The organism is Aureimonas sp. Leaf427 (assembly GCF_001425485.1).
In the GTDB taxonomy this organism is placed as follows: Bacteria; Pseudomonadota; Alphaproteobacteria; order Rhizobiales; family Rhizobiaceae; genus Plantimonas.
This window is the reverse complement of the sequence record NZ_LMQW01000007.1, coordinates 40,159-63,415: the sequence shown is the minus strand read 5'-3', so window position 1 is coordinate 63,415 and position 23,257 is coordinate 40,159. Positions and strand designations below refer to the sequence as shown.

22 protein-coding genes are annotated in these 23,257 nt (G+C 68.7%); 10 read left to right on the top strand and 12 right to left on the bottom strand.

Annotated features, from left to right (window positions below; translation table 11 throughout):
- Nucleotides 1–176 precede the first annotated feature (176 nt).
- The 4 genes from chvE to ASG62_RS06575 form a co-directional block, all read right to left on the bottom strand.
- Nucleotides 177–1,241: a multiple monosaccharide ABC transporter substrate-binding protein gene (gene chvE, locus ASG62_RS06590; protein WP_056695465.1), complete on the bottom strand. Its 1,065-nt coding sequence runs from the start codon at nucleotides 1,239–1,241 to the stop codon at nucleotides 177–179.
- Between the two features lie 180 nt (nucleotides 1,242–1,421).
- Nucleotides 1,422–2,738, bottom strand: coding sequence for a xylose isomerase (gene xylA / locus ASG62_RS06585; protein ID WP_056695463.1), 1,317 nt, complete (start codon nucleotides 2,736–2,738; stop codon nucleotides 1,422–1,424).
- 93 nt (nucleotides 2,739–2,831) lie between these two features.
- Complete coding sequence (locus ASG62_RS06580; RefSeq protein WP_056695461.1) at nucleotides 2,832–3,872, bottom strand: LacI family DNA-binding transcriptional regulator; 1,041 nt, start codon at nucleotides 3,870–3,872, stop codon at nucleotides 2,832–2,834.
- Nucleotides 3,873–3,993: 121 nt separating this feature from the next.
- A complete protein-coding gene (locus ASG62_RS06575) occupies nucleotides 3,994–4,239 on the bottom strand; it encodes a helix-turn-helix transcriptional regulator (protein ID WP_056695459.1) in 246 nt (81 codons plus the stop codon).
- Between the two features lie 103 nt (nucleotides 4,240–4,342).
- On the opposite strand from ASG62_RS06575, the gene ASG62_RS06570 reads away from it, so the two are divergent.
- Genes ASG62_RS06570 through mnhG form a run of 6 tightly spaced genes read left to right on the top strand, consistent with a single transcriptional unit; the run spans nucleotide 4,343 to nucleotide 10,433 of the window.
- Nucleotides 4,343–7,273, top strand: coding sequence for a monovalent cation/H+ antiporter subunit A (locus tag ASG62_RS06570; RefSeq protein WP_056695458.1), 2,931 nt, complete (start codon nucleotides 4,343–4,345; stop codon nucleotides 7,271–7,273).
- Nucleotides 7,273–7,623, top strand: coding sequence for a Na+/H+ antiporter subunit C (locus ASG62_RS06565; RefSeq protein ID WP_056695456.1), 351 nt, complete (start codon nucleotides 7,273–7,275; stop codon nucleotides 7,621–7,623). Before ASG62_RS06570 ends, ASG62_RS06565 begins: the two co-directional genes overlap by 1 nt.
- Nucleotides 7,620–9,320 (top strand): monovalent cation/H+ antiporter subunit D, encoded by a 1,701-nt coding sequence (locus tag ASG62_RS06560; protein WP_156381992.1) that lies wholly within the window; start codon nucleotides 7,620–7,622, stop codon nucleotides 9,318–9,320. Before ASG62_RS06565 ends, ASG62_RS06560 begins: the two co-directional genes overlap by 4 nt.
- The gene (locus ASG62_RS06555) at nucleotides 9,317–9,799 is read left to right on the top strand and encodes a Na+/H+ antiporter subunit E (RefSeq protein WP_056695453.1); all 483 of its coding nucleotides are present in this window, start codon (nucleotides 9,317–9,319) and stop codon (nucleotides 9,797–9,799) included. Before ASG62_RS06560 ends, ASG62_RS06555 begins: the two co-directional genes overlap by 4 nt.
- Nucleotides 9,796–10,077 carry a K+/H+ antiporter subunit F gene (locus ASG62_RS06550; RefSeq protein ID WP_056695451.1) on the top strand — a complete coding sequence of 94 codons (282 nt, stop codon included), beginning with the start codon at nucleotides 9,796–9,798 and terminating at the stop codon, nucleotides 10,075–10,077. Before ASG62_RS06555 ends, ASG62_RS06550 begins: the two co-directional genes overlap by 4 nt.
- Nucleotides 10,074–10,433, top strand: coding sequence for a monovalent cation/H(+) antiporter subunit G (mnhG, locus tag ASG62_RS06545; RefSeq protein ID WP_056695449.1), 360 nt, complete (start codon nucleotides 10,074–10,076; stop codon nucleotides 10,431–10,433). The genes ASG62_RS06550 and mnhG overlap by 4 nt, the downstream gene beginning before the upstream one ends.
- 124 nt (nucleotides 10,434–10,557) lie before the next feature.
- Here the strand turns inward: mnhG and ASG62_RS06540 are convergent, their stop codons facing one another.
- From ASG62_RS06540 to ASG62_RS25360, 4 genes are all read right to left on the bottom strand, one after another.
- Entirely contained in the window at nucleotides 10,558–10,992 is a 435-nt protein-coding gene (locus ASG62_RS06540; RefSeq protein WP_082537273.1) for a TadE/TadG family type IV pilus assembly protein, read from the bottom strand.
- A complete protein-coding gene (locus tag ASG62_RS06535; RefSeq protein ID WP_162246023.1) occupies nucleotides 10,989–11,465 on the bottom strand; it encodes a TadE/TadG family type IV pilus assembly protein in 477 nt (158 codons plus the stop codon). Before ASG62_RS06535 ends, ASG62_RS06540 begins: the two co-directional genes overlap by 4 nt.
- Before the next feature lie 56 nt (nucleotides 11,466–11,521).
- The gene (locus ASG62_RS06530) at nucleotides 11,522–13,525 is read right to left on the bottom strand and encodes a pilus assembly protein TadG-related protein (protein WP_156381991.1); all 2,004 of its coding nucleotides are present in this window, start codon (nucleotides 13,523–13,525) and stop codon (nucleotides 11,522–11,524) included.
- A gap of 505 nt (nucleotides 13,526–14,030) precedes the next feature.
- Entirely contained in the window at nucleotides 14,031–14,528 is a 498-nt protein-coding gene (locus ASG62_RS25360) for a MarR family winged helix-turn-helix transcriptional regulator (protein ID WP_056695442.1), read from the bottom strand.
- A 505-nt stretch (nucleotides 14,529–15,033) separates the two neighbouring features.
- Here ASG62_RS25360 and ASG62_RS06520 point away from each other — a divergent pair.
- The 3 genes from ASG62_RS06520 to ASG62_RS06510 are packed head-to-tail and all read left to right on the top strand — an operon-like array spanning nucleotide 15,034 to nucleotide 19,390.
- Nucleotides 15,034–15,795 (top strand): ABC transporter ATP-binding protein, encoded by a 762-nt coding sequence (locus ASG62_RS06520; protein WP_056695440.1) that lies wholly within the window; start codon nucleotides 15,034–15,036, stop codon nucleotides 15,793–15,795.
- Nucleotides 15,792–18,317: an FtsX-like permease family protein gene (locus tag ASG62_RS06515; protein WP_056695438.1), complete on the top strand. Its 2,526-nt coding sequence runs from the start codon at nucleotides 15,792–15,794 to the stop codon at nucleotides 18,315–18,317. The genes ASG62_RS06520 and ASG62_RS06515 overlap by 4 nt, the downstream gene beginning before the upstream one ends.
- Before the next feature lie 2 nt (nucleotides 18,318–18,319).
- A complete protein-coding gene (locus ASG62_RS06510; protein ID WP_056695435.1) occupies nucleotides 18,320–19,390 on the top strand; it encodes a lipocalin-like domain-containing protein in 1,071 nt (356 codons plus the stop codon).
- 21 nt (nucleotides 19,391–19,411) lie between these two features.
- Here ASG62_RS06510 and modA read toward each other — a convergent pair whose 3' ends face one another.
- The 4 genes from modA to rplS all read right to left on the bottom strand — a co-directional run bounded on the left by modA (nucleotide 19,412) and on the right by rplS (nucleotide 22,258).
- Nucleotides 19,412–20,206: a molybdate ABC transporter substrate-binding protein gene (modA, locus tag ASG62_RS06505; protein WP_056695433.1), complete on the bottom strand. Its 795-nt coding sequence runs from the start codon at nucleotides 20,204–20,206 to the stop codon at nucleotides 19,412–19,414.
- Nucleotides 20,207–20,299: 93 nt separating this feature from the next.
- On the bottom strand, nucleotides 20,300–21,148 hold the full coding sequence (locus tag ASG62_RS06500) for a GNAT family N-acetyltransferase (protein ID WP_056695431.1): 849 nt from the start codon (nucleotides 21,146–21,148) through the stop codon (nucleotides 20,300–20,302).
- Nucleotides 21,149–21,354: 206 nt separating this feature from the next.
- Nucleotides 21,355–21,507 carry a hypothetical protein gene (locus tag ASG62_RS26255; protein ID WP_156381990.1) on the bottom strand — a complete coding sequence of 51 codons (153 nt, stop codon included), beginning with the start codon at nucleotides 21,505–21,507 and terminating at the stop codon, nucleotides 21,355–21,357.
- 259 nt (nucleotides 21,508–21,766) lie between these two features.
- Entirely contained in the window at nucleotides 21,767–22,258 is a 492-nt protein-coding gene (rplS, locus tag ASG62_RS06495; protein WP_056695430.1) for a 50S ribosomal protein L19, read from the bottom strand.
- A 235-nt stretch (nucleotides 22,259–22,493) separates the two neighbouring features.
- Here rplS and ASG62_RS06490 point away from each other — a divergent pair, with 235 nt between their 5' ends.
- A complete protein-coding gene (locus ASG62_RS06490; protein ID WP_056695428.1) occupies nucleotides 22,494–23,249 on the top strand; it encodes a sulfite exporter TauE/SafE family protein in 756 nt (251 codons plus the stop codon).
- Nucleotides 23,250–23,257: the final 8 nt, after the last annotated feature.

Here is a 23,257-nt window from a genome sequence, read left to right as displayed (position 1 = left end):
TTGTCGTCGTTCGTCTTTTCGGGACAGCCGGTTCCCACTTGGTCCTGACAAACTCCAGGCCAAGCCTCGATCGGCAGGCCCCTCGCCTGCCCCGCTCGCGCCGACCAGGCCCCCAAACGAAAACGCCGGCCCGAGGAGACCCCGGGCCGGCGCTGTCGTGAAGAAGATCGTCGAGCTTACTTCAGCTGGTCTTCGGTGTAGTAGCCGCTGTCGACGAGAACCTGCTTGTAGTTCTCCTTGGTGACGAGAACCGGCTTCAGGAGCTGCGAGGGGACGACCTTGACGCCGTTGTCGTAGGTCTTGGTGTCGTTGACCTTGACCTCGGTGCCGGCCGCCATCGCGTCCACCATGTCGACGGTCACGGCCGCGAGCTCGCGCGTGTCCTTGAAGACGGTCGAGGTCTGGTCGCCCGCGATGATCGACTTGATCGAGGGGACTTCCGCGTCCTGGCCGGTGATGACCGGCATCTTGAGATCGCCCGAGCCGTAGCCGACGCCCTTCAGCGAGGAGATGACGCCGCGCGCGATGACGTCGTTCGGCGCCAGGATCGCGTCGACCTTCTTGTCGCTGTAGAAAGCGGAGAGGACGTTGTCCATGCGCGACTGCGCGGTCGCCGCGTCCCAGCGCAGCGTGCCGACCTTGTCCATGCCGGTCTGGCCGGAGGAGACGACGAGCTTGCCGCTGTCGATGTAAGGCTGAAGCACGCTCAGCGCGCCGTTGTAGAAGAAGAAGGCGTTGTTGTCGTCGGGCGAGCCGCCGAAGAGCTCGATGTTGAACGGGCCCTTACCCTCCTTCAGGCCGAGCGCCTGCTCGATCGACGTGCCCTGGATGACGCCGACCTGGAAATTGTCGAAGGTCGCGTAATAGTCGACGTTCGGCGAGTTCTTGATCAGGCGGTCGTAGGCGATGACCTTGATGCCGGCGCTCGCGGCCTGGGAGAGAACGTCGGTCAGCGTCGTGCCGTCGATCGAGGCGATGACGAGGACCTTGGCGCCCTTCGTGACCATGTTCTCGACCTGGCTGAGCTGGGTCGGAATGTCGTCGTCGGCATATTGCAGGTCGGCCTTGTAGCCCTTGGCCTCCAGCGCCTTGACGATGTTGTTGCCGTCGTCGATCCAGCGCGCCACGGTCTTGTCGGGCATGGCGACGGCGATGGTGCCCTTGTCCTGCGCGAAGGCAGCGGGCGTGGCGAGGGCGAGGCCGAGTGCGGCGCCCGCGAGCAGCATCCTGATCGATGTCATGTCGAGTTTCTCCTCCCGATAAGGCGCAGGCTAGCCTCTGCGCCGAAGGCCGTCCGACCGGGACGACCCGGCCGTATCACGTTTCGTCGCGGCAGACCCGCCTCCCTCCCGGAGGCTTCCAGACCCGCCTGCGACGGGAACCGGCCGCTCGCGCAGCCGGTCCGAGATTCTGCCGTCCGGTCAGACGTAGCGGTTGACCACGCCTTCGAGATATTCCTGGCGGCCCGAACGGGGCTGCGGGTTGAGGGCGCGGCCGCGCTCGGCCACCGCCTCGAGGCTCACCGAGCCGGCGAGGATCGCCTGGTTCTCGGCCTTGTCCCAGCCGGCATAGCGCTCCGCGAGCGGCGTCTCCAGCGCGCCGTCCTCGAGCATCCGGTCGGCGGCGATGAGCGCCCGCGCGCAGGCATCCATCGAGGCGACATGCGCGATGACGAGGTCCTGCGGGTCGATCGACTGGCGGCGGATCTTGGCGTCGAAGTTCAATCCGCCCGTGGTGAAGCCGCCATGCTTCAGCATCTCGTGGAAGACGAGCGTCATCTCCTTCACGTCCATCGCGAACTGGTCGGTGTCCCAGCCGAGCAGATCGTCGCCGCGATTGATGTCGAGCGAGCCGAAGAGATCGCAGGCATAGGCGAGCTTGACCTCGTGGTCGAAGGAATGACCGGCGAGAATGGCGTGGTTCTGCTCCAGATTGAGCTTCACGTCCTTCACCAGATCGTACTTCTGGAGGAAGCCGAAGACCGTCGCCGTGTCGAAGTCGTACTGGTGCTTGGAGGGCTCCTTGGGCTTGGGCTCGATCAGGATCGGGCCCTTGAAGCCGATCTTGTGCTTGTAGTCGACGAGCATGGAGAGGAAGCGGCCGAGCTGGTCGAGCTCGCGGCCCATGTCGGTGTTGAGAAGCGTCTCGTAGCCCTCGCGCCCGCCCCAGCAGACGTAGTTCTCGCCGCCGAGCGCCAGCGTCGCGTCGATGGCGGCCTTCACCTGCCCGCAGGCATAGGCGAAGACCTCCGGGTCCGGATTGGTCGCCGCGCCCGCCATGTAGCGGCGGTTCGAGAAGAGGTTCGCCGTGCCCCAGAGGAGCTTGACCTTGGCGGTCTCCATCTTCTTGGCGAAGATGTCGGTGATGGCTTTCAGATTGTCGATCGAGCCCTGGAGGCTGTCGCCTTCCGGCGCCACGTCCACGTCGTGGAAGGAGAAGAAGGGCGCATCGAGGATCTCGAAGAGATCGAAGGCGACGTCGGCCTTCTGCTTGGCGAGCGTCAGCGGATCGGCGCCGTGCATCCAGGGGCGGTTGAACGTCTCGCCGCCGAAGGGATCGCTGCCCGGCCAGGTGAAGGAGTGCCAGTAGCAGACGGCGAAGCGAAGCTGCTCCTCCATCGTCTTGCCGCGCACGACACGGTTCTTGTCGTAGAAGCGGAAGGCCAGCGGGTCGGTCGAGGACTCGCCCTTGAAGGAGACGGCGGAGTTCAGATCGAAGAAATTGTCGGTGCCGGCCATGCCGCGCCTCCCAGGAACGTCAAGTTTTGAGCTACGTACCTCATTCGTGCGGCCGATGGCAATGGCGGCCTGGATAGGGCTTTCGTCGAAGGGTCATTTCGGCAGGTTGTCGGGCAGAAGGATCTCGATGCGGATGCGCTCCTGATCCTCGCTGACGGCCCCGCCGGTCAAAGCGGCCATCAGCACCCGCACGGCCGAGCGCGCCTCGTGGCCGGGGTCCTGCACGATGAGCGCGTCGAGCGCGCCGGAGAGGAGCAGCGGGCGCGTCTCGCAGGTCAGCTCGTGCGCGACGACCGCCGCCTCGACGCCCGTCGCCGCCAGCGCCGCGACGAGGCCGGATGCGCCGGCGCCCGCGCTGTAGACCGCGGCGGGCGCGGGGCCGGTCCGCAGCACGGCCGCGACGGCGGCCTCCGCCCGCTCCGCATCGTCGTGGCCCTCGACGATCCAACGCACGGCGAGATCGGGAAAGCGCTCGCCCAGCGCCTCGCGAAACCCGTCGAGCCGGTCGCGATGGTCGCTGAGGGAGAGCGAGCCGAGAAGCACCAATACCTCGCCCGGCCCGGCCTTGGCGAAGCGGCCGAGAAGCGAGGCGGCGACGCGGCCCGCCGCGCGGTTGTCGATGCCGACATAATGGCGCCGCCCGGAGCCCGGCACGTCGGAGACGAGCGTCACGACGGGAAGGCCGGCCTCGGCCGCCGCGTCGATCGCGGCGAGGACGGCGGGATCGTCGAGCCCGACCGCGATGACGCCGCGCCCCTCCGCCGCCGCCGCGCGGATCGCCGAGGCGAGGCTTTCGGGATCGAACCTCTCGGCGCGCCGCACGGCGAGGTCGAGCCGGCGCAGGCCTTCGAGCCGCGCGGCCGCCACGAGTTCGTCGGCGAGGCGCTCGATGAACGGGTTCGTGCCGAGCGGCAGGAGCGCGACGGCGCGGAAGCTCTCGCGGCGCGCTAGGGCCGCCGCGCCCGCATGGCGCTCGAAGCCGAGCGCGCGCACGGCCGCCTCCACCCGCTTGATCGTGGCCGGACGAACGCCGGGACGCCGGTTCACCACGCGATCGGCCGTCGCGAGGCTGACCTCGGCGTGGCGCGCGACGTCGCGCAGCGTCGGCAGGACGGGAGAGAACGTCTCGCTCAAGGACGGGTCCTTCGGCACGGGCGCACGGCGCGCGCGCCATGATGCGCAGCCCCGGCCGCTCTCTTCAAGACGCCCGGGATGCGCCGCGACCCGTCCGAACCTCCGGCGCCCGGGCCCCGGCTCAAAGTCCGCAGGCCGAGGGAACCAGCCGCACGCCGAGACCGTCCTCGTCGAGGGAGATCAGTCGGACCCCCGCCTTTGCGAAGGCCTCGATCATCAGCTCCTCGGACGCGCGGTTGAGGTGGTGACGCTGCTTCTCGAAATCGCGCACCGTGCTGCGCGAGACGCCGGCCTCCTGCGCGAGGTGTTCCTGCGTCCAATCGAGGAGGCCGCGGGCCGCCCGGCACTGTTCAGGGGTCAAAATCATTCGAAGAGACCTTGAAGTTCTCCCGAAAATGTCAACCATAAAGGGCGAAACCTGACAAGAGAGCAGACCCGGCGCCTTCTCCATAGAAAGACATATTGACAGTATGCCGAACGGCTTCCTGCTCCTCCTCCTTCTGGTGCTGCCCTTCGTCGGCAGCGTCGCGGCCTTCGTCCTTCCGACCGACGCGCGGCGGGTGAACGCGATCCTGGCCGGCGGCGTCGCGCTGGTCGGCCTTCTCGCCACGCTCGCGCTCTATCCGAGCGTCACCGACGGCGGCGTGGTGCGCAGCGAGATCGCCTGGATGCCCAGTCTCGGCCTCGGCCTGTCCCTGCGCATGGACGGGCTCGCCTGGCTCTTCGCTTTCCTCGTCACGGGCATCGGCCTGCTCGTCGTGGTCTACGCGCGCTACTACATGTCGCCGGAGGACCCGGTCGCGCGCTTCTTCGCCTTCTTCCTCGCCTTCATGGGCGCCATGCTCGGCGTCGTCCTCTCCGGCAACCTCATCCAGATCGTCTTCTTCTGGGAGCTGACGAGCCTCTTCTCTTTCCTCCTCATCGGCTACTGGCACCACAACGTCGCCGCGCGCGACGGGGCACGCATGGCGCTGACGGTGACGAGTCTCGGCGGCCTCGCCCTTCTCGGCGGCGTTCTGGTGCTCGGGCACATCGTGGGGAGCTACGATCTCGACGCGGTTCTGGCGGCCGGCGCCCGGGTCCAGGCCCATCCGCTCTACACGACCGCGCTGATCCTCATCCTCCTCGGCGCGCTGACCAAGAGCGCCCAGTTTCCCTTCCACTTTTGGCTTCCCCAGGCCATGGCGGCGCCGACGCCCGTCTCGGCCTATCTCCACTCCGCCACGATGGTGAAGGCCGGCGTCTTCCTCCTGGCGCGCCTCTGGCCGACGCTCGCCGAGACCGAGACCTGGTTCTACATCGTCTGCTCCAGCGGGCTGATCACGCTTCTCGTCGGCGCCTGGGTGGCGATCTTCCAGCAGGACCTGAAGGGCCTCCTCGCCTATTCCACGATCAGCCATCTCGGCCTCATCACGCTTCTCTTCGGCCTCGGCAGCCCGCTCGGCGCCGTGGCGGCGACCTTCCACATCCTGAACCACGCGACCTTCAAGGCCTCGCTCTTCATGGCGGCCGGCATCATCGACCACGAGACCGGCACGCGCGACATGCGCCGCCTGTCCGGCCTCTTCCGCTTCATGCCGATCACCGCGACGCTCGCCATGGTGGCCAGCGCCGCCATGGCCGGCGTGCCGCTTCTCAACGGCTTCCTCTCCAAGGAAATGTTCTTCGCCGAGGCCGTCGAGTTCCATCAGGATTCGCTGCTCGACCAGTACCTGCCCTATGCCGCGACGCTCGCCGGCGTCTTCTCCGTCACCTATTCGATCGGCTTCGTGCACCGCGTCTTCTTCGGCCCGCCGCCGGTGGACGTGCCGCGCCAGCCGCACGAGCCGCCGCGCCTGATGCGCTTTCCCGTCGAGTTCCTCGTCGTCGCCTGCCTCGTCGTCGGCATCTTCCCCGCCTTCGTCGCCGGCGGCGTGCTGGACACGGCGGCGCGCGCGGTCGTCGGCCGGGAGCTGCCCTATTACAGCCTCGCCGTCTGGCACGGCTTCAACGAGCCGCTCGTCATGAGCATCATCGCGCTTGTCGGCGGCTCGCTTCTCTACCTTCTCCTCAAGAACAGGCTCGCCCGGGGCGAGGACGGCCCGCCGCTGCTGCGCCGCGTGGATTCCACACGCATCTTCGAGCGCGTTCTCGTCACCGTGTCCTGGCGCTGGGCGCGCACGCTGGAGGCCGTGCTCGAGACGCGGCGCCTGCAGCCGCAGCTGCGCCTGATCGTCGGCCTTTCGCTGCTGGCGGGCCTTGCCCCCATCGCCTGGCACGGGCTCGGCTCGCGCCGGGAATGGCCGCTCGATCTCGACGCGCCCTTCGCCCTTCTCTGGACGATCGGCATCGTCTGCGCGGTCGGCGCCGCCTATTCGGCGAAGTACCACCGGCTGGCCGCGCTCGTGCTGCTCGGCGGCGCGGGGCTCGTGACCTGCCTCACCTTCGTCTGGCTCTCCGCGCCCGATCTCGCCATCACCCAGCTTCTGGTCGAGGTCGTCACCACCGTCCTCATCCTTCTCGGCCTGCGCTGGCTGCCCAAGCGCGTGCGCGGCCTCGACGGCGAGGAGGGCACGTCTTTCACCGCCCGCTACCGCCGCGGGCGCGATCTGGTGCTCGCCGTCGCGGCGGGGCTCGGCACGGGCATCGTCGCCTATGCCGTGATGAACCGGCCGCTGACCGATTCCATCGCCGCCTTCTTCCTGGAGCGCGCCTATTCGGAGGGCGGCGGCACGAATGTCGTCAACGTCATCCTGGTCGATTTCCGCGGCTTCGACACGCTGGGCGAGATCGTCGTTCTCGGCGCGGTCAGCCTCACCGTCTTCGCGCTTCTCCTGCGCTTCCGCCCCGCCGCCGACAGCCTGGAACTGCCCGAGCAGCAGCGCATCCAGAACGCCTTCGACGAGGCCGCAGAGCATCGCCGGCCCGGCGACACGATCGCGGACTATCTTCTCGTGCCGAGCGTCATCATGCGCCTCATGTTCCCGCTGATCGGCACGCTCGCCGTCTATCTCTTCCTGCGCGGCCACGATCTGCCGGGCGGCGGCTTCGCGGCCGGCGTCACCATGTCGATCGCCTTCATCCTGCAATACATGGCGGGCGGCACGCGCTGGGTGGAGTCGCGCCTGCGCATCCGCCCCGTGCGCTGGATCGGCATCGGCCTGCTTCTCGCCGCCCTCACGGGCGCGGGGTCCTGGCTCTTCGGCCGGCCGTTCCTCACGACCTTCTTCCAGTATACCGAGATCCCGCTGATCGGCAGCGTGCCGACGGCCTCGGCGCTTCTCTTCGATCTCGGCGTCTTCGCCCTCGTCGTCGGCTCGACCGTCCTGATGCTGATCGCCATCGGCCACCAGTCGCTGCGTCGTCCCAAGCCCGCGCCGGCGCCCATCGCGGAAGCCGATCTCGTCGAGGGAGGCATCTGATGGAACTCGTCCTCGCCATCGCCATCGCCTTTCTCGTCGGCTCCGGGGTCTGGCTCCTGCTGCGCCCCCGCACCTATCAGGTCATCATCGGCATCAATCTCGTGTCCTACGGCGTGAACCTCTTCATCTTCTCCATGGGCATGGGCAAGCCGCGGCTCGGCCTGCCGCCGATCCTGGAGAAGGGCGAGGCCGGCACGCTCGCCACCTATGCCGATCCCCTGCCCCAGGCGCTCGTCCTCACCGCCATCGTCATCGGCTTCGCCATGACGGCCCTCTTCCTCGTCGTCCTCCTCGCCTCGCGGGGCCTGACCGGCACCGACCATGTGGACGGACGGGAGAGCAATTTCTGATGCGCGCCATCGACCACCTGACGATCCTGCCGGTGCTCCTGCCGCTGGCGACGGCCGCCATCATCATGCTCATCGAGGAGCGGCGGCGCACGCTGAAGGCCGGGCTCAACGTCGGCGCGACGGCGCTTCTCCTCGTTCTCTCGATCGCCCTCCTGGCGCGTTCGGGCATGACCGGCACGGAGACCAGCGTCTACCGGCTCGGCGACTGGCCGGCGCCCTTCGCGATCGTCCTCGTCGCCGACCGCCTCTCGGCCCTGATGATCCTCCTGACGAGCGTCCTCGGCCTTGCCACGCTCCTCTTCTCGCTCGCCCGCTGGCACCGGGCGGGGGCGCATTTCCACTCGCTCTTCCAGATCCTCCTCATGGGGCTGAACGGCGCCTTCCTGACGGGCGATCTCTTCAACCTCTTCGTCTTCTTCGAGGTCATGCTGGCCGCCTCCTTCGGCCTCCTCCTCCATGGCTCCGGCCCGGCGCGCATCCGTGCGGGGCTGCAGTACATCGCGGTCAACCTCACCGCCTCGATGCTCTTCCTGCTCGGCGTCAGCCTCGTCTACGGCGTCACCGGCACGCTCAACATGGCGGATCTGGCGACCCGCGTACCGATCATCCCGCCGGGCGACCGCACGCTTCTGGAAGCCGGCGCCGCGCTGCTCGGCCTCTCCTTCCTGATCAAGGCCGGCATGTGGCCCCTCTGCTTCTGGCTGCCGCAGGCCTATTCGGTGGCGAGCGCCCCGGTCGCGGCGGTCTTCGTCGTCACCAGCAAGGTCGGCATCTACATCCTCCTGCGCCTCTCGCTCCTCGTCTTCGGGCCGGGCAGCGGGGCGGAAGGGTTCGGCACGCAGGTGCTCGTCGTCGGCGGCCTCGCCACCATCGCCTTCGGCGCGATCGGCGTCCTCGCCTCGCAGGCCATGGGCCGCATCGCGAGCTTCAGCGTCATCGTCTCCTCCGGCACGCTCCTGGCCGCCATCGGCCTCGCTTCGCCCGCCGTCACGGCCGGCGCGCTGCTCTATCTCGTCAGCTCCTCGCTGACGCTCTGCGCCTTCTTCCTGCTGATCGAGCTCGTCGAGCGCGGTCGCGAGCCCGGCGCCGACATGCTGGCCGTCACCGCCGAGGCCTTCGGCGGCGACGAGGACGAGGAGGGCGTGCTCCACGAGAGCGAGGAGGTCGGCACCGCCCTTCCCGCGACCGTCGCCTTTCTCGGCATCGGCTTCTTCGCCTCCGCGATCCTCATCGCCGGCCTGCCGCCGCTGTCGGGCTTCCTCGCCAAGTTCGCGATCCTTTCGGGCATGATGAACTCCGAGGGTCTCGGACGCGGCACGCCGATCAGCGTCGGCGCCTGGTGCTACCTCGCGCTTCTCCTCTTCTCCGGCTTCTCCGCCATCCTCTCCATGGTGCGCACGGGCATCCGCATCTTCTGGGTTCCGCAGGAGGGCGGCCCGGTCCAGCGCGTGCGCGTCATCGAGTTCACGCCCATCATCGCGCTGCTCGCCCTCTGCGTCGGCATGACCGTCGCGGGCGAGCCGGTCATGCGGTTTATGCGCGCCACCGCCGACGACATCCACAGCCCCAGGGCCTATATCGAGACCGTCCTGCCGCAACGCGCGCCGGCCCCGGCACAGGGCGCCGAGACCGCGCCCGCGCCGGCCTTCGAGCCGCCGGCACCGGCACCTGCGGCGGGCACGGGAGGCACGCCATGAGCCTTCGCCCCGCCTATCCGCTCTTCGCCCTCTGCATCCTCGCCTTCTGGCTGATGCTGAACCAGAGCGCCTCCCCCGGCCATATCCTGCTCGGCGCCGGCCTCGGCCTGTTCGGCTCCTTCACGCTGGCGCGCCTGCAGGAGCCGGGCCTGCGCCCGGGCAATCCGCGGGCGGTCCTCAAGCTCGCCGCCCATGTCGCGGTGGAGATCGTGCGCTCCAACATCGCCGTCGCGCGCATCGTCCTGTCCGGTTCGGCCAAGCGCCGCTCCGGCTTCCTCACCGTGCGGCTTGAGCTGAAGGACCCGCACGCGCTGGCCGTCCTCTCCGCCATCCTCACCGCGACGCCGGGCAGCCTCTGGGTCGATTTCGATCCGACCGACGGCCGGCTCCTTCTCCACGTGCTCGATCTCATCGACGAGGAGACCTGGGTCGGCATCGTGAAGGGCTACGAGGCCCGTCTGCAGGAGATCTTCCGATGAGCGCCGTCATCCTCGACTGGTCGATCACCATCGCGCAGGTCATGCTGGGCCTCGCCTGCGCCTGCGCCACCTTCCGCATCGTCGCCGGCCCGCGGGCGCAGGACCGCATTCTCGGCCTCGACACGTTCTACATCTGCGTGATGCTGGTGCTTCTGACGATCGGCATCCGCTCGGGCACCAACATCTTCTTCGAGGCCGCGCTCGTCATCGCCGTCCTCGGCTTCGTCGGCACGGTCGCCCTGTCGAAATTCCTGATGCGCGGGGAGGTCATCGAATGAGCGCGGCCGCCGGCATGCCGCTCTGGGCGGCCCTCCTCGTCTCGGTGCTTCTCCTCTTGGGCGCCGGCATCACGCTCGTCGGAGCGCTCGGTCTCCTGCGTTTCAAGAGCTTCTACGAGCGCGTCCACGCCCCGACGCTCGGCGCCAGCCTCGGCACGATCGGCACGGTGCTCGCCTCGATCGTCTTCTTCACGGTGCTCCAGACGCGCCTTGCGATCCACGAGGTGCTGATCTTCGTCTTCGTGACGCTGACGACCCCCGTGACGCTCATGCTCCTCACGCGCTCCGCGCTCTACCGCGACCGCACGGAGGGCAAGACCTCGGTGCCGAAGATGTCGGAAAAGCGCGAGCCCTGACGAAGGGTATCATACCAGCGGCCCTGACCTTCGACACGTCGAAGGCAGGGCGAAACGGCGGCATCAGCCGCCGCCGCGCCGGTCGGCGCGGGATACCAGCGGTCCCTTGCCGGGGCCGCGGGTATCAGTTCCGGTTGGGAAAGTGGTTGGTCGAGCTGACGGTCATCCGATAGCCGAGAAGGTCGAACGGATAGGCGATCTCGACGCTCACATAAGAGATACCGTCGACCACGGCCTGCGTGTCGATCGTGACCTGATCGGGCGTGATGTCGGAGAGCCCCCGCGCGGAGGCGGTCGCGACCGCGTAGCAGGCGCCGGCAGCGCCGGAACAGCCGGCGGGAACCTTGCCGCAGTCGGACGACTGGATGGCGAGGCAGCGGGCCGTCTCCGCCGTCGCCTCCTCCAGCGCGTTCCACTTCCAAAGCGCGACCCCCATCGCGATCGAGCCGAAGACCATCAGGCAGAGGAGCGGCAGGACCATCGCGAACTCGACCGCCGCCGCGCCGCGCCTGTCCGCCCGGAACGAAAGCCGGCGTCCCGTAAGGGCTCCCGGTCTCATTTCACCCTCACGATCGCCCGGTCCGTCACGCGAATGGCGCTGCCGAGCACCGGGTCGCTCTGAAACAGCGTCGTCTCGGCGGCATGGGCCTCGATCGAGATGAACCGGCCGGAGAAGACGCCGCCCCCGCAGCCTGCGACGGCGGTGCCGGTGGAGGTCCAGACCGGCGGGGAGCCGGACGGGCAGTAGTAGTTGCCGGCGCGGCTGCCGTCGGCGGCTCCGTTGAAGGTCACGGTCACGGTCGGGGCGGATGGAAGGCCGGCGATCGTTCCGACCATCGAGGCCACCTTGGCGTTGAAGTCCGCGACCTGGTCGGCGGAGAGGTTCCGGCCGTACTGGAAGGCATATTGGGAGGCTGCCGTCACCGCGTTCGTCAGTTTCAGGCGAATGTGGAACGCATAGCCGAAGTCGAGCATCAGGATCGAGCCGAGCGCGAAGACGGGCATGATCAGCGCCAGTTCCACTGCCGCCACGCCGGACCGGTCAGCCGCGAGGCGCCGCCGCCGAAGGGGATGCGACCGCTTCGCCCTCATCGATACAGCGACACGTCGGAGGTGGACTCGGCCGACGACGAGCAGGGTGCCAGATCCAGCGAGGCGTCCTGGTAGATGTCGAGAACACCGGAAAGGAACTCGAGACATCCCTTCGCCGGCCGCTTCACGATCTGCTTGCCGTAGATCGAACTGTTGGTCTTGGGAACATAGGAGATGCCGGCCATCGTGTTGGTGTGGGCGGCCGACTGGTAGAGGTTGAAGGCGCCGCCGAAGACGACGAAGAGCATGTCCCGATAGCCGTAGGCGGGCGCCTTGCCGGTCGGCGCGGTCGCGGTGATCGTCCCCGTGCCGTAGAGGCTGATCGTTCCGCCATCGAGGGCGATGGTCGTGCCGATCGCGGTCATGTCGCCGGCGGACAGCGAGAGCGAGCCGCCGGACAGGAAGATGGAGCTGCCGCCTTCCACAGCCGAGCCGCCGACGCCGAGCTTCACCGACTTGCCGTTGAACGCGACGCTTCCACCATACATTTTGATGTCGCCCACGCCGAAGCTCTTCTCGGACCGGGGGTCGAGGATGAGGCCGCCCCCCTGGAACTCGAAGGGGCCACGGCCGAAGGTCATGGTGCCCGCGACATTCGTCACCGTGCCGCCGTAGAAGATGAAGGGTCCGTCGCCGAAGGTCATCGTTCCCGTCGAGGCGTTGCTCATGCTTCCGCCCCAAAGGTAGAAAGCCCCGTCGCCGAAGGTCATCGCCCCCTCGCCGTTGCTGATCGAGCCGCCGTTGAAATAGAACGGCCCGGTGCCGAAACCGAGAGTGCCCGAGCCGTTGAAGACGCCGGCCCCGGCGACGATCTCCCCGTTTCCGAACCGGAAGATGCCACCCTTGGAATTGTCGATATTGCCGGTGATCGAAACGGTGGCATTGCCGATGACGAGGCTCGCGCCGGAATGGACGAGGTCGCCCTTGAAGACGAGCGTGACGACGGCCCTGGGCTTGATGTCGAAGATGACATCGGCCCCGGCCTTGGTCGAAACGGTCCCTCCGAAGACGTAGCAGCCGGAGGCGAGGACCAGCCGCGTCGTGCCGGACAGTTCGGTGACGCCGCTGAAGCTCGTCGGCTTGGCGCAGCCGGGATCGGCGCCCTTCGAGCCTTCGAAGGTGATGAGGCTGCCCGCAGCGGTCAGCTTGCCCAACTGGGCACTGGCGGAAACGATCTGGGACCCAGGGCCGTAGGTCTGGTCCGGTCCGGTCGAAACGCTCGGCGTCAGGAGCTTGCGCGGCGAGATCCGTCCATAGGGCCAACCGGGATTTCGCATCGCCACGAAGCGTTTGCGGATCGCCGCCACCCGGCTGTCGGAGGATAGCGGATCGGTGCTGGTGGCGCCGAAGGTGAAGCTCGAAAGCGCGGGCGCCATCTTGGCGGAGTCGCAGATGTAGAGCTTCTCCCAGGGGGCGGTGTATTTCACGGATACGCCGAGCAGCGTGATGGCGGCGTTGCCGCAAGCATAGAAATAGGTTGCTGCACCGAGCCTGCAGTTCGGCCCGAAGACCGAGGCATTGCCGTAGATGTTGACCGGCCCCAGCAGCGAACGGGCGCAGTCGCCGATCGGCGTGTTCTGGACCACGGCCCAGGACTGGCTATCGACGGTGACGGACGGGTCGCGGCTGAGGAGGTTGCCGAGTTGCAGCGGAACATCGCGATGGATCGTGGTCACGAGCGCCGTGCCCGAGCCGCCATCCGTCGCGCGGCCGACCGTCTGCGTCCGGCCGGCGCCCATGCCGTTCAGCTCCGCCAGATGGGCGGCGGCCGCAACGGCCGTCGCGCTCGGCGTCGTTCCGGACAGCGGCTGCGGCGTGGCGGCGGCCGCCAGACTGGCAAGGTCGCTGGCGCGCTGGGTCTGGAGCTTCACCAGATAGAGGTTGGACGATTCGATCGCGAGCGCGGCGACGAGCACCATCACGCAAAAGAAGATCGCGGCGGCAATGCTGATGCTGCCGCCTTTGCTGTCGACAAATCTCGTGGAAGTCCGAAGTCCCAAGGTTTTCTTGCCATTGATTGTCGATGACAATAATGAAGCCGCCAAACAACTGACAAATCATGAACAGAATATGTCATTATTCATGTAGTATCGGACGCGGGCAGAGACCAGCATTCGCTTGAGGCCATGCCTAGCCGGCAAGGCGTTACACAAGTTTACCTTACGATGTCGCAAGCATCCCTTCACCCGCGGAGCGCTGACGCCACACGCGTCGGCCGAACCTCGCGAGCGGACGGGGCGTCGCATCGACCGCCGTCGAGAACGATCGAAACGCCGCTCGAAGCGCGCGATGCCGCGAAAGCCGGCTTAGCTTTTGTCGATGGAGACGATCGGGAAGCCCGGCAGACGACGCGCCTCGCCATGGATCGCCAAAGGAACTGGCGCCGACCGAAAGTCCGGACAGGCCTTTAGCATCCGTCAGGTTCATCCTGAACCAGACAGACCCTCGACCCTTGTCGTCGTTCGTCTTTTCGGGATAGCGGGCTTCACCCGATCCCGAAAAATCCTAGCGCAGGCGCCGCAGCCGGCTGGCGATGTAGTGGGCGAACTCTTCCAGTTCGAGCGTCACCGCCGCGCATTTTTCCGGGCTCATTCCCGCTCCGAGTTCGGCGTCGAGTTCGGCGCGCGCCTGCATCAGCATCTTGCGCGCCTCGATGCCGGCCGGCGTGATGCGGATGAGGGTCCGGCGACCGTCGCGGACGTCGCCGACCCGCTCCACCAGCCCCTTGTTCACCAACCGGTCCATCATCTTGGAGACGGTGGAGGGGCGGATGGCGAGATGCGCGGCCACCGTGCTGACCGTCTCCCCCTTGGCGTCGATCGCCATGAGGAGTTCGTCCTGGCCATTGTGGAATCCGAGCGAGGCCAGCTTGATGCCCTGCAGGGCCCGCGTCGATTTCGAAACCGAGAGAAGGGCGGGAACCAGACCGACGACCGCTATACCGGGGTCGTCGCCCGACCCGGACCTGCGGCGAGACGGCTTGCCACCTGCAGATACCGACATCGCACCACTCCCCCGTTTCACGATGTGCTGCCACCATGCTTGGAGAGCAGGCACGTTTTCCAGTCGAACGAAGGCCCTCAAGTCATGAACGTGAACGAGCATCCGTATCAATATGCAAGTCGAGACCGCTCGTTATGCCAGCTGCTTCGAAATGCTCCGGCACTGCGCGACGTCGTTGGGTCAACCGGCCCGGCACACGACGGCCTTGTCTCGGCTAGAATGTAAGGCGGCAGGACGGATACATAAATCCTCAGCAGCCCACCAGACTGAAAGTCGATATTATTATAATTCGGCCAATCAAACCGACATCCAAATCAAGCTTTCGAGTCCCGTCTGCGCCAATTCGCCGCAGCGGTATTTTGAAGGCTTGCGCACGCCGTAGCAAGGCCATTCGCCGTCGATCCGAGATCGGCGGTCGCCGCCTCGGGACGATGACGGCGCGAACAGGCGCAGGGGTCCGCGATGCCGCAGTGACAGACGCGTCCGGCGACCCTAGCTGAGGGGCATGGTGACGCTCGAACGACCCCGCCCCCTCGACGATCCGTCGATCCTGTCCGTCACGGGGTTGGGAAAGAGCGTTCCCGGCGGGCGGCGGCTCTTCGCCGGGCTCGATCTCTCCGTGCGGCCAGGCGAGGTCGTCGCGATCGTCGGCGAATCCGGCGTCGGCAAGTCGACCCTCCTCAACATCCTGGCCGGCCTCGACGAGAGCGACGCCGGCACCGTGGCGATCGAGGGAAAGGCGCTCGGCCCGCTCGACGAGGCCGGGCGCACGAGGCTCCGGCGCGAGCGCATCGGCTTCGTCTTCCAGGCCTTCCACATCCTCCCCTACCTCACGCTCCGGCAGAACGTCGCGCTGCCGCTCGCCCTTGTCTCGGCCGCCGCCGCCACGCTGGAGGCGCGCGCCGATGCGATGCTCGCCGCCGTCGGCCTGGGGACGCGCGGCAGCGACTATGCGCGCGATCTGTCCGGCGGCGAGTTGCAGCGCGTCGCCATCGCCCGCGCGCTTGTCCACGAACCCGCCCTGATCCTGGCGGACGAGCCGACCGGCAATCTCGATCCCGAGACCGCCGCCCGCGTTCTCGACCTCTTCGCGACGGCCGTGCGCGGCGGTCGCTCGGCCGCCGTCATCGTCACGCATTCGCTCGCCACCGCCGCCATCGCCGACCGCGTGCTGAGGCTGACGGCGGAGGGCCTGCGGGACGACGGCGCCTCACGCCCGGCGCGCGAGGGTGCTGAGAGGCAGGCGCACGAAGGCGCCATGTCGTGAACGGCCTCTCCTCCGTTCTGTCGGCCCGGCTGGCGCTCGGCTGGTTCGTGCTCGGCGAAGTGCGCGCCCATCCCGCCCGCATTCTCGGCACGATCCTCGCCATCGCCGTCGGCGTCGCGCTCGGCTTCGCGGTCCATCTCGTCAACGGATCGGCGCTCGCCTCCTTCGACGGCGCCGTGCGCGGCGTGAACGGCGCAGCCGACCTCCAGGTGCGCGCCGCCAGCCCGCTCGGCTTCGACGAGGCGCTCTACCCGGACGTGGCGCGCGCCGCCGGCATCGCGGATGCCAGCCCCGTCGTCTCGCTGGAAGCGCGGGCGAAGGGCCACGACGTCACCCTGCTCGGCCTCGACGTGATCCGCGCCGCGCAGGTGACGCCGAGCCTCGTCGGCCTGCGTCCGAGCGGACCCGACACGTCGGGCGAGAGCGTCTTTTCCGGCGAAGCGCTCTTTCTCTCCGCCGCCGCTCTCCAGGCCATCGGCGCTCGCACCGGCGAGGCGATCGAGATCTCCGCCAATGGCCGGAGCTGGACCTTCACCGTCGCCGGCCTCCTGCCCGGAGTGGCGGAGGGGCAGGCGATCGGCACGATCGACATCGCCGCCGCCCAATGGCGCTTCGATCGCCTCGGCCGGCTCGACCGCATCGATCTGAAGCTCTCCGACCGCCCCGCCGCGCAATCGGCACTGGCCGCGATTCTGCCGGCGGATGCCGCGCTCGGCAGCGCCGAGACCGAGACGCAGCAGGGCAGCGCGCTGTCGCGGGCCTACCGGGTCAATCTCGACATGCTGGCGCTGGTCGCGCTTCTCACCGGCGGCTTCCTCGTCTTTTCCGCCCAGTCGCTCTCCGTCGCGCGGCGCCTTCGCGCCTTCGCGCTGGTGCGCACGCTCGGCCTGCCGCGCAGCGGCATCGTCGCGCTCGTCGCGGTCGAGGGTCTCGTCATCGGCCTTCTCGGCGCGACGCTCGGCCTCGTCCTCGGCTACGGGCTCGCCAGCCTTGCCCTGAAGCTTCTCGGCGGCGATCTCGGCGCGGGCTATTTCCGCGGCGGCGGGATCGGCATCGTGTTCCAGCCGATGGCCGCCATCCTCTTCTTCGCGCTCGGCCTCGCCGCGGCTCTCGCCGGCAGCATCCTGCCCGCCAGAGCCGCCTCCAAAGCCGCACCCGCCGCCGCGCTGAAGAATGCCGGCGATGTCCTTGATCCCCGCGCGCCCGTCTCCTTCAAGCCCGCGCTGGCTCTGCTGGGCACCGGCATCGCCGTCAGCCTCCTCCCGCCGCTCTGGAACCTGCCGATCTTCGGCTTCGCCGGCATGGCTCTGATGCTGGCGGGCGGCGTCGCAGGCGTGCCGTTCCTCGCGCGGCTTCTCCTCTCGCCCCTGTCGCGGCGCCGCTCGGGCAGCGTGCCCGGCCGGCTCGCGCTCGCCCATGTCCACGGTGCGCCCGCCGCGGCCGCGACGGCGCTCTGCGGCATCGTCGCCTCCACCGCGCTGATGATCGCGATGGCGACCATGGTCACGAGCTTTCGCGGCGCGGTGGACGAGTGGCTGGGCGACGTCCTCTCGGCCGATCTCTACCTGCGCAGCGAAGACGGCGGCGGCTTCACGCCGGAGCGGCAGGCGAGGCTCCTCGCGGTTCCGGGCGTCGCCTCCATCGACTTCAGCCGGCAGCTGCCCCTCCAGATCGCGCCGGACCGCCCGCCCGTGACGCTGATCGCGCGCGACATCGACACGTCAGCCCCCTCGAACCGCCTCGTCCTCATCGAGGACGCCCCCGCCCCGGTGCCATCGGCCCGTCCCGCCTGGGTCTCCGAGCCGGCCGCGCGGCTCTACGGCTGGTCGCCCGGCCAGACGATCACGCTGCCCATCGGCGGGAAGGCCGAGTTCCAGGTGGCCGGCATCTGGCGCGACTATGCGCGCCAGACCGGCGCGGTGGTCGTGCGCGCGGGCGACTACCAGCGGCTCACCGGCGATGCCGCACGCGGCGAGGCGGCGGTGATGCTCGTCCCCGGTGCCGATCCCGGCCGCACCGGCGAGGCGCTTCTCAGCGCGCTTCGACCGGATCTGGAACCCTCGCTGGCCGAGCCCGCCACGCTCCGGCGCTTCGCGCTCGATCTCTTCGACCGCAGCTTCCTCGTGACCTACGTTCTGGAGGCGATCGCGGTGCTCGTCGGCCTCGCGGGCGTCGCCGCCACCATGTCCTCCCAGACGCTGGCGCGGTCCCGCGAGTTCGGCATGCTGCGCCATCTCGGCCTCGCCAAGGGCCAGATCCGCGCCATGCTCGGGATCGAGGGCGCGCTGCTCGGCGCGGTCGGGGGGCTTGCGGGCGTCGCGCTCGGCATCGCGCTCAGCCAGGTTCTGATCCACGTCGTCAATCCGCAATCCTTCAACTGGACCATGACGACGCGCCTGCCGCTCGGCACGATCGCGGGCGTGGTCCTCGCCCTGATCGCCGCGGCCGCGGGAACCGCCGTCCTTGCCGGACGGCGCGCGACCGCGGTCGATGCGGTGACGGCCGTCCGGGAGGACTGGTGACCATGGTGTTCCTGCGGACTCTCTTCGCGCTTCTCCTCGGCCTCACGGCGGCTCATCCCGCCGAGACGGCCTATCCGGCGGTGCGGCCGGGCGTCGCCCTCGCCTTTCCCGCCGATCACGGCGCCCACCCGGCGTTTCGGACGGAATGGTGGTACGTCACGGGCTGGCTGAAGACGGCCGAGGGCCGCGACCTTGGCTTCCAGGTCACGTTCTTCCGCACGCGCCCCTCGGTGAATGCGGACAATCCGAGCCGCTTCACGCCCGGCCAGGTTCTCTTCGCCCATGCCGCGATCTCCGATCCCGAGACGGGCAGACTCATCCATGGCGAGCGGGCGGCGCGAGCGGGCTTCGGCCTCGCCGAGGCGAAGACCGGCGATGCCGACGTCGCGCTGGCCGGCTGGACCTTCCGCCGCGAGCCGGACGGCCGCTTCACCACGCGCGTCGCGGCCGAGGGCTTCGCCTTCGACCTCGCCTTCGACCCGACGCAGGAGCCCTTCCTGCAGGGCGAGGCCGGCTACAGCCGCAAGGGCCCGTCCGAAGGCGATGCGAGCCACTATTATTCGCTGCCGCATCTGGCCGTCTCCGGCACGCTGACGCGGGACGGCGGAAGCGCGGAGGCGGTGACGGGCACGGCCTGGCTCGACCGCGAATGGTCCTCCAACTATCTGGCGCCCGATGCCGCCGGCTGGGACTGGACGGGACTGAACCTCGACGATGGCGGCGCGCTCATGGCGTTCCGCATCCGGGGCGCGGATGGGGGCACGGTCTGGGCCGGCGGCTCGCTGCGCCGGCCGGACGGCACGATCCAGCGCTTCCAGCCCGGCGACGTCACGCTGGAGCCCGTGCGCACCTGGCGCTCGCCGCGCACGGATGCGGATTATCCGGTGGAGCAGATCCTCACCATCCGCCTGCCGGAGGGCGAGCGGCGCTTTCCCCTGACGCCCCTCTTCGACGACCAGGAGCTGGACGGGCGCAGCGGCGGCCTTCCCGTCTACTGGGAAGGCGCCGTCACCACGACCGGCGGCCGCGGCTATCTGGAGCTCACCGGCTATGCCGCCCGGCTGCGGATGTGACGGCGGTGGGCCGTCGGGCGGTCAGTCCTTGGCCAGAACCGTGAAGCCCTGCGCCTCGAAGAGCTTGCGCGCCTCGTCGGTCTTCAGAAAGTCGAGAAAGACGCCGGCATCCGCATTCTGCGACTCGGCGGTCAGCGCGGCGGGATAGACGATCGGCGCGTGCGACTCCTCGGGAAACGTGCCGACCACCTCGACCGCCGGATCGGCCGCCGCATCCGTCTTGTAGACGATGCCGAGCGGCGCCTCGGAGCGCGACACGAGGACCAGCGCGGCGCGCACGTTCTCGGCCTGCGCCACCTGATCCTTCACCGCGTCCCAGAGGCCGAGATGCGTCAGCGCGGCCTTGCCGTATTTGCCGGCCGGCACGGAATCGACATTGGCCATGGCGAGCTTGCCGCCGCCGAGCATCGCGGCCAGCGGCAGGGCCGGCGTGATCGCGGCAGGCGCGACGCTACCCTTCGGCGCGACCAGCACGATGGAATTGCCGAGCAGTTCCACCCGGCTTTCCGCCCGGATCAGCTTGTCCTTGGCGAGCGCGTCCATCCAATCGAGATCGGCCGAGACGAAGAGATCGGCCGGCGCGCCGCTCTCGATCTGTTTGGCGAGCGCGGAGCTGGCGGCATAGGAGACCGTGGCCGACTTGCCGGTCTTCGCCGTCCAGGCCGCGTTCACCGCATCCAGCGCGTTCTTGAGGCTCGCCGCCGCGAAGACGACCGGACCGCCCTCCGCCGCGCTCGCGCGGGGCAGCGGAAGCGCAGTGGTCGCGACGAAGGCGATGGCGGCGAGGGCCTGGATGAAATGTCTGCGGGTCGTCATGCCTGTCTCCCGATCGGTTTCGAACGCTCCGACAGGATATAGCGAACCGTCGCCCTCGGAAAGGCGCTATATTCGACGGAATATGTCGCCGCCTCAGCCGAGCTCGAAGCTCGTCAGGCCGAAGATCCAGTCGAGCGGCAGGGCCGGCGCCGGTCCACGATACATGCGCGCCGTCTCGAAGACCGGCGAGAGACCGGCCGCCTCGGCCAGCGCCCGCGCCGCCACGTTGGGCTCGGGAAGATCGATCATCACGACCTCGCCGATCCCGGCCTTGGCGACGAGCGCGGCGAGCAGCCGGCCCGCCGCCTCCGGCGTCTCGGCAAAAAGCGGCGCGATCTTGAAGCCGGTGCGGCAGGGGCGAAGCACACCGAAGCCGGTGGGCTGCCCGTCCTCGCCCTCTGACAGGAGCGCCACATGGCCCGGCGCCGTCAGCCAGGATCGCAGGAAGGCCGGCCGCGCCGCTCCGAAACAAGCCGTGTCGATCCGATCGAGCGCGGCCATGTCGCCGGGCTCCACGGTCCGCACGCCCGCCACCGGCCCGTCCAGCACCGAGGCGATGCCGGAATAGCGGATGTTGCGATGGACGAGCGCGAAGCCGGAGCGCCGGTAGTCCGCCTGCCGCTCCACGACGCCGTCGAGCCCGACCGTCCGCGCGGCGCGCGCCTCCAGCGCGGCGTTCCAGAGCCGCGAGCCGATGCCCTGCCCCCGCCGATCCGGCCGCACCATGTAGAGGCCGAGAAAGGCGAAATCGGCCGTCGGCCGCACGAGCGACACCGCGCCCACCGGCTCGCCCGCCTCCAGCGCCACGAAGAAGCCCTCCGGGTCCGCCCGGTGGAAGAGGTCGGCATCGGACAGGCCGGGATTCCATCCTTCGGCGGCCGCCCAGTCGATGGCGAGCGCGACCTCGGCCGCCGTCATGACCCTGATCTCGAATTCGCTCATTCCGCCGCGAAACCCTTGCCTCTTGACCACCCGGACGGCGCCTTCGCCCCGCCCTCGCCCGCGATGGGCGACAGGTCGAACGCCTCGTTTCCGAAGCATATCGCCTGGAAAGGCGCAAAGGCACGTCTGGAGTTCCCTTAGCATGTTCGATGCGGCGATACGGAAGGCCGGCATTCCGGCATCGGCCCAACGGGAGAGGCCAGGGCTCAGCCCCAGCGCGGAAGCCGGTCGCGGGCGGCGCGCAGAAGCCCGAGCTCGGGATGCGGCGCGGAGAGAGGCAGGCGTCGGCCCGGCGGCTGGAAGCCCGCCTCGCGAAGTCTCGGATGGTCGTTCGAATAGGTCTTGCGGGCCTTCGACATGGGACGGCGCTCTATCATCGGTGAGCCGGGAGCCATGCGAGGGCATCTTCCTGGCATCACGCGACAGGCGAGGGCCGGCTCCTTGGGTGTCGTCAGCTCGTAGCGAACCCGCGTTTCCGCTAAATGTCGGCCCGGCACGATCGGGTTTCGCTGCAACGGCGGGAGCCGCGGCCCGCGACGCGTGGCCGAGTTGTGGCCGACATGAAAAAGGCGGCCCGAAGACCGCCTCTCTCGAAACCGTAGGGCTGAAAGCCCGGCTTTATTCGGCGGCGTCCTTGGCGGCGGCGGCTTCGGCAGCGGCCTGCTTGGCGGCGACCTTGGCGGCTTCGGCCTTGTTGCGCTCCTCGACCACGACCTGGCGGGCGTCGTCGTTCAGCTTGCGGGCGCGAACGTTGGTCGCCTCCACGATACGGGCCGACTTGCCGCGACGATCGCGCAGGTAATAGAGCTTGGCGCGACGAACGCGGCCGCGGCGCACGACCTCGACCGACTCCAGCATGGGCGAGTACATCGGGAAGACGCGCTCGACGCCCTCGCCGTAGGAGATCTTGCGAACCGTGAAGTTCTCCTGGATGCCGGCGCCCGAACGCGCGATGCAGACGCCCTCGTAGGCCTGCACGCGGGTGCGCGTGCCTTCCGTGACGCGCACGTTGACGCGCAGCGTGTCGCCCGGGGAGAAGGTCGGCAGGGTGCGGACGGCGGCGATGCGGGAGGCTTCGGCGGCCTCGAGTTCTGCGATGATGTTGCTCATGACGGGAGCCTCTCTTCATTTCATGCCGGCTCAGCCGGTCATGGCCGTTCTGCACGGTCAAGTTATTCTGAGGAACGGGGCGTGCCTTACACGCAAGGAGCCGTTTTGTCGAGCCGGCCCCATCGCCTTTTCTCGTTGGTATTGGCCGGGCGCATGCCTTGCCGGACCTGAGCCATCCTCCTATTCCTCGATCCGTTCCGGCGCATGCTCGCTGCGCCGGCCGGGGACACGTCAGATGCCGCTTCTCGAAATCGCCCTCCTCTTCCTGGCGGGCTTCGCCTCCGGCGCGATCAACGCGGTGGCCGGCGGCGGCACCTTCGTCTCCTTCGGGGCGCTGAGCCTCATCGGCGTTCCCCCGATCTCGGCCAATGCCACGTCCTCGATCGCCCAGTTTCCCGGCTACGTCACCTCCACCCTCGCCTATTGGAGCGACATCAAGCGGATGTGGCGGGGCGCCCTGGTGCTCGCCGTCGTCTCGGTTCTCGGCTCGACGCTCGGCGCGCTGATCCTCCTGTCGCTGGACAATCCGCAGTTCAAGGCGATGGTCCCCTGGCTCCTTCTCGCCGCCACCGGGCTCTTCGCCGCCGGCCCCTGGCTGAAGCCCAAGCCCCGCCATGCCGAGGAGGCCGCGCGCGGCAAGGGCCTCGCCGGCCCGATCGCGCAATTCGTCACCGCCATCTACGGCGGCTTCTTCGGCGCCGGCATGGGCATCATGATGCTGGCGACGCTCGGCCTCACGCAAGGCGGCGACTACCACCGCCTCAACGCGCTCAAGAACATGCTGGCGACCGTCATCGCCATCGTCGCCATCGTGATCTTCGTCGGCGGCGGCGTCGTCGACTGGCCCGGCGCCCTCGCCATGATCCCCGGCGTCGCGCTCGGCGGCTATGCCGGCGTCTGGATCGCCAAGCGCCTGCCCCAGATCTACGTGCGCAGCTTCGTCATCGTGGTCGGGCTCGCCCTCGCGGCCTACTACTTCGCCAAGGGCTGAGAGCGGAA

Bases quoted from the DNA above. Each gene is read 5' to 3' on its own strand.
- ASG62_RS06520 (WP_056695440.1), top strand. From the start codon at position 15,034: ATGGTGACGCTCGAACGACCCCGCCCCCTCGACGATCCGTCGATCCTG.
- ASG62_RS06490 (WP_056695428.1), top strand. From the start codon at position 22,494: ATGCCGCTTCTCGAAATCGCCCTCCTCTTCCTGGCGGGCTTCGCCTCC.
- ASG62_RS06550 (WP_056695451.1), top strand. From the start codon at position 9,796: ATGAGCGCCGTCATCCTCGACTGGTCGATCACCATCGCGCAGGTCATG.
- ASG62_RS06555 (WP_056695453.1), top strand. From the start codon at position 9,317: ATGAGCCTTCGCCCCGCCTATCCGCTCTTCGCCCTCTGCATCCTCGCC.
- ASG62_RS06510 (WP_056695435.1), top strand. From the start codon at position 18,320: ATGGTGTTCCTGCGGACTCTCTTCGCGCTTCTCCTCGGCCTCACGGCG.
- ASG62_RS26255 (WP_156381990.1), bottom strand. From the start codon at position 21,507: ATGTCGAAGGCCCGCAAGACCTATTCGAACGACCATCCGAGACTTCGC.
- chvE (WP_056695465.1), bottom strand. From the start codon at position 1,241: ATGACATCGATCAGGATGCTGCTCGCGGGCGCCGCACTCGGCCTCGCC.
- xylA (WP_056695463.1), bottom strand. From the start codon at position 2,738: ATGGCCGGCACCGACAATTTCTTCGATCTGAACTCCGCCGTCTCCTTC.
- ASG62_RS06570 (WP_056695458.1), top strand. From the start codon at position 4,343: ATGCCGAACGGCTTCCTGCTCCTCCTCCTTCTGGTGCTGCCCTTCGTC.
- modA (WP_056695433.1), bottom strand. From the start codon at position 20,206: ATGACGACCCGCAGACATTTCATCCAGGCCCTCGCCGCCATCGCCTTC.
- ASG62_RS06500 (WP_056695431.1), bottom strand. From the start codon at position 21,148: ATGAGCGAATTCGAGATCAGGGTCATGACGGCGGCCGAGGTCGCGCTC.
- ASG62_RS06565 (WP_056695456.1), top strand. From the start codon at position 7,273: ATGGAACTCGTCCTCGCCATCGCCATCGCCTTTCTCGTCGGCTCCGGG.
- ASG62_RS25360 (WP_056695442.1), bottom strand. From the start codon at position 14,528: ATGTCGGTATCTGCAGGTGGCAAGCCGTCTCGCCGCAGGTCCGGGTCG.
- ASG62_RS06540 (WP_082537273.1), bottom strand. From the start codon at position 10,992: ATGAGACCGGGAGCCCTTACGGGACGCCGGCTTTCGTTCCGGGCGGAC.
- ASG62_RS06575 (WP_056695459.1), bottom strand. From the start codon at position 4,239: ATGATTTTGACCCCTGAACAGTGCCGGGCGGCCCGCGGCCTCCTCGAT.
- mnhG (WP_056695449.1), top strand. From the start codon at position 10,074: ATGAGCGCGGCCGCCGGCATGCCGCTCTGGGCGGCCCTCCTCGTCTCG.
- rplS (WP_056695430.1), bottom strand. From the start codon at position 22,258: ATGAGCAACATCATCGCAGAACTCGAGGCCGCCGAAGCCTCCCGCATC.